This window comes from Rhodanobacter fulvus Jip2 (genome assembly GCF_000264315.1).
Lineage (GTDB): Bacteria > Pseudomonadota > Gammaproteobacteria > Xanthomonadales > Rhodanobacteraceae > Rhodanobacter > Rhodanobacter fulvus.
Window position 1 is genome coordinate 1 of record NZ_AJXU01000040.1, and the last position, 4,294, is coordinate 4,294.

Sequence of the window (4,294 nt, forward strand, 5' to 3'; positions counted from 1 at the left end):
GTAGGCTGAACTTTGCAGCCCGTTGGCCGCGCTGTTGGCGCCGGTGGCGGTGGCGTCATCGCCCAGTGCCAGACTGCCGGCGCCGGTGGCGGTGGCCGCCGTACCCAGCGCGGCGCTGTTGGCGCCCAGCGCGGTAGTGTTGGCGTTCTGCGCCATCACCCCGTAACCGACTGCCGTGCTGTTGTTGCCCAGTGCATTGCTCTGGTAACCGTTGGCCAGCGAATAGCGGCCCTTGGCCAGGCTCTGGTTGCCCAACGCGGTGGAATACTGGCCCGACGCCATGGCATCGCGGCCGCAGGCGAAAGCATTGCCCTGCGCGGACGGCGCGTGGCCAAAGCTCAACGTGAACGTGCCCAGGCAGACATCCGCGCGCGCCACCGACGGCAGCGCCATCGCGGCCGCCAGCATGGCGCCGCAAACGGTACCGACACCCAGCCGGCGTTGACCGCAGCCCGCGCCCGTCGCACCGCTCTTGCCGCGGATTCGAGCCAGTTCGGAGGCCACCACCAGCATGCCGAGGGACGTGTTCCATACCTTGCTGTAGATCGTATTCACGGTTGTTCTCCAGGAGGGGTTCGGACGCGGACGCCGCATGACCGGCGCCGGTTTTTTCCACAGCCGCGCTACCGCACCGACGCGGGTGCGACATCGAAAAGCAGCGGGCCCGCACGACGCAGGCCCGCTCGGTTCAACAGCCGATCAATGCGGCGCCCGGAAGCTGCCAAGCACGCTCACCCCGGCGAATGCCGTCTCGCCGACCACGGTCACGTACCAGGTGCCGGCCGCGGGACGCGCCACCACCACCGACTCGCTGTTGCCCGGCCGCGTGGACTTGTAGCCGTAGTCGGATGCGCTGCCGGCTGCACCGACCTTGGCGTACAGCGACACGTTGCCGCTGCCGCCATAGGTGCGCAGGCTCAGCGCCATCGCGCCGGCCGGCACCACCAGCGTGTAGACGGTGCTGCTGGCCGCGCTGCCGGATTGGCCCGCCAGGGTCACGCCGTTGGTCAGCACGACGGCTTCGCCCGGGCCGCCGTCTTCACCGATGGCGGCTCGCATCGCCGCATTTGCATCGACGATGCCGGCGCCGATGCCGCGGTTGGCTGGCGGTGCCACGCTGGGCGCGTGCGCCGTCTGCTGCAAGGTGGCCAGCACTTCGGCGGGCGTCATCAAGGCCATGCCGGCCGCCAGCCGCGCGCTCTGCATCAAGGCCACGGTGCCGGTCACGTGCGGACTGGCCTGCGAGGTGCCGGCGTAGCCGCCGTAGCTGTCGTCGTCGGGCACCGGCGTGGTGGTGCCGCTGTTCAACGCCTGCCAGATGAAACCGTCGTTGACCTGGGTGCCGCTGCTGGCGTCGTTCTCGTACACGCCGCCGCCGGGCGCGGCGATCTCCACTGCGCTACCGTAGTTGGAGTAGAAGGCGCGCCTGCTGGTGATGCCGGTGGAAGCGACGGTGATCACGCCAGGGCAACTGGCCGGCGAGGCCTGCGATGCATCGATGTTCTCGTTGCCGGCCGATACCACCACCACCGCGCCCAGCGCATTGGCCGCGGCCACCGCCTGCGCCGCCGGGTCGCTGGCCGGGCAGTTGCCTGCGCCGCCCAGGCTGAGGTTGATCACTTTCGCCGGATGCGTGTTGTCCGGCACGCCATCCACGTGGCCACCGGCCGCCCAAACGATGGCGTCGTTGATGTCGCTGTCGTAGCCGCCGCAATGGCCGAGCACGCGCACCGGCAGGATCTTCGCGCCATGGGCGATGCCGGCCATGCCCACCGCGTTGTTGGTGAGCTCCGCGCCGGCGGTGCTGGCCACGTGGGTGCCGTGCCAGGAGCTGTCCTCCGGCGGATGGTCGGCATCGGTGCATTCGGTGAGCCAGGGTTCCTCGGTGGTCCAGTCGCCGGTATCCCAGCCGCCCGGCACGCGGCCGTCAGTGGCGCGGCCGGACACCAGGCTGTCTTCGATGAAGTCGTAACCGGCGTCACCCAGCGACGTGTCCACGTCCACGTGCGTGGTGATGCCGGTATCGAGCACGGCAATCACCACGCCGGTGCCGTCGGATAGATCCCATGCGTTGTTGACGTTGGTGCCGCCCAGGTTGGCGTGGCCCTCGGTGGTGACGGCGCCGTCGGGCGCCTTCAGGTTCCACTGGTATTTGGCGTAGTAGGTGTCGTTTGGCGTGACCGTCTGCGGTTGCAGCAGCTTCGACGCCGGTACATCGCGTACGCGGTGGCGCAGCACGTCGGGCACCACATAGGCCACCGCCGGATCGGTCGACAACTGCCGGATCAGCGCCGCCGCTTCACTGCGGTCGAGCGGACGCGAGGTGCGCAGCAGGTCCGCGCCCACCGCCAGCTTGCGCTGGTAGCGCACGCTGACCGAAGCCGGTGCGCCGGCGACGCTGCGGCCCGCGCGCACCAGGCCGGCGCGGTTCAGCGCAGCGCCCACGTTCTGTACCGCCGCGGCGCGATTCGTGCGCTCGCTGCTGCCCTGGCGGTAGGTGACGATGAAGCGGTCGAACGATGGCTGGCCCTGCAGCGCGGTGAGGTTCATCCGTGCCGGATTGCCGGTCGGCGAAACCGCGGCAGCAAACCCTGCCGTAGTGGCCATGGCGGCGGCCAGCGCCGCCGCGAGTACGCCCATGCGAAAAACGTTGTTGTTCATGTGAACTCCCAAACGGTAGTGGTCGCTGTATCGAGCGAATGGCCGGCGCGTCGTGGACGACGGTCCGGCCCGGCTGCTGCGTCGCGGTTGTGGCCGCGCATGGCGCCCCCCCTGTGGAACCACGCGGCATGCGTCGCCCCAGGCGTCATTGGATGCCGGTGACATTTGCCATCGGCGAAAAAACGCGCCGGCCGGCGCGGCAGGGCGCGCCCGGACAGATCGGCGTACGGAAGAAAACGTGGCGCATGACCACCACGCGGCGTACCGCGAGGTGATGCGCAAAAGCAGGCATGGCGAAGCCATGAGCGATGAAAGCCACCGACATTCCCGCGACGGCAAGCCGCAGCGATGGCCGTGGCCACCGCTCTCCGGAATGTCAGTCAGCTTCTAGCTCAGAGGCACCGCGACCGGCCTGTTGAGGACGATGGGATGGGTTATGGCGAAGGCGAAAAACTGGCTACGCATGATGTCTCTCTCCCAGACAACGTTATGCGGCTCGAACACGGCGCTGCCGGACCCAACCGGTACCGCCGTGCGCTTTTGTTGCAACCCCGTATGCCGCTTGCGATGCACGACTGCGCGAACGCCGTCGCCCCCTTCACCGCTTGCGGCACCAGGTTTTTATACGCAGCCCATCGTGATGAATCTGCATGCAGGTTTTCACGTCTTCCTGCACTTGCGCCGCCGCACAGGCGGGCCACAATGGGCGTTTTTGTCGGAGCTGGTGGATCGCATGGATCTCGTTGATATCGGTGCCAACCTCGGCCACGAATCGTTCCAGCACGACATGGACGCGGTACTGCAGCGGGCGGCCGCTCACGGCGTGGATCGACTGGTGGTCACCGGCGCCTCGCGCGAAGGCAGCGAGCACGCGGTGGCACTTGCCACCACCCATCCCGGCCGCCTGTACGCCACCGCCGGCGTGCATCCGCACCACGCGATCGACTACGACGACGCCACTGACGCGCGACTGCGCGCGTTGTCGCTCGACCCGACCGTGCGCGCGATCGGCGAAACCGGGCTGGACTACAACCGCAACTATTCGCCGCGCGACGTGCAACTGCACGTGTTCGAACGCCAGCTGCAGATCGCGGCAGATCGCGGCATGCCGCTGTTCCTGCACCAGCGCGACGCACATGCCGATTTCCTGGCCCTGCTGCGCCGCTACCGCGACCGCGTGCCGGCCGCCGTGGTGCATTGCTTCACCGACACCGCCGAAGCCTTGCGCGACTACCTGGCGCTGGACTGCCACATCGGCATCACCGGCTGGATCTGCGACGAACGCCGCGGCGTGCACCTGCGCGAACTGGTGCGCGAGATCCCCGCCAACCGGCTGATGATCGAAACCGACGCACCGTACCTCCTCCCGCGTACCGTGCGACCGCCGCCCGCGCACCGGCGCAACGAACCGATGTACCTGCGACACATCTGCGAGGAAATCGCCCGCGACCGCGGCGAGAGCCCCGAGGTCACCGCCGCAAACAGCACGGCCACCGCCGAAGCCTTCTTCGGCCTGGCGCCAGCCCTGTAGGAGCGAAGAGCTTTCGATCGCCTTCGGCGACCGAGTCACTTTTCTCTTGCGTGGCCAAGAGAAAAGTAACCAAAAGAGAAGGCCACCCCGCTTGGCGCTTGC

At 68.3% G+C, this 4,294-nt stretch carries 3 protein-coding genes; 1 reads left to right on the plus strand and 2 read right to left on the minus strand.

All coding sequences use genetic code 11. The annotated features are described in order from the left end of the window. Both UU9_RS10250 and UU9_RS10255 read right to left on the minus strand, forming a co-directional pair. Positions 1-555: ESPR-type extended signal peptide-containing protein (locus UU9_RS10250; RefSeq protein ID WP_007081683.1), on the minus strand; the 555-nt coding region annotated here is incomplete at its 3' end. 144 nt (positions 556-699) lie between these two features. Next, on the minus strand, positions 700-2,661 hold the full coding sequence (locus tag UU9_RS10255) for a S8 family serine peptidase (protein WP_007081684.1): 1,962 nt from the start codon (positions 2,659-2,661) through the stop codon (positions 700-702). Between the two features lie 733 nt (positions 2,662-3,394). Between UU9_RS10255 and UU9_RS10265 the strand changes: the two genes are divergently transcribed. Next, positions 3,395-4,192 carry a TatD family hydrolase gene (locus tag UU9_RS10265; protein ID WP_040670795.1) on the plus strand — a complete coding sequence of 266 codons (798 nt, stop codon included), beginning with the start codon at positions 3,395-3,397 and terminating at the stop codon, positions 4,190-4,192. The last annotated feature ends 102 nt before the right edge of the window (positions 4,193-4,294 follow it).

Bases quoted from the DNA above. Each gene is read 5' to 3' on its own strand.
- UU9_RS10255 (WP_007081684.1), bottom strand. From the start codon at position 2,661: ATGAACAACAACGTTTTTCGCATGGGCGTACTCGCGGCGGCGCTGGCC.
- UU9_RS10265 (WP_040670795.1), top strand. From the start codon at position 3,395: ATGGATCTCGTTGATATCGGTGCCAACCTCGGCCACGAATCGTTCCAG.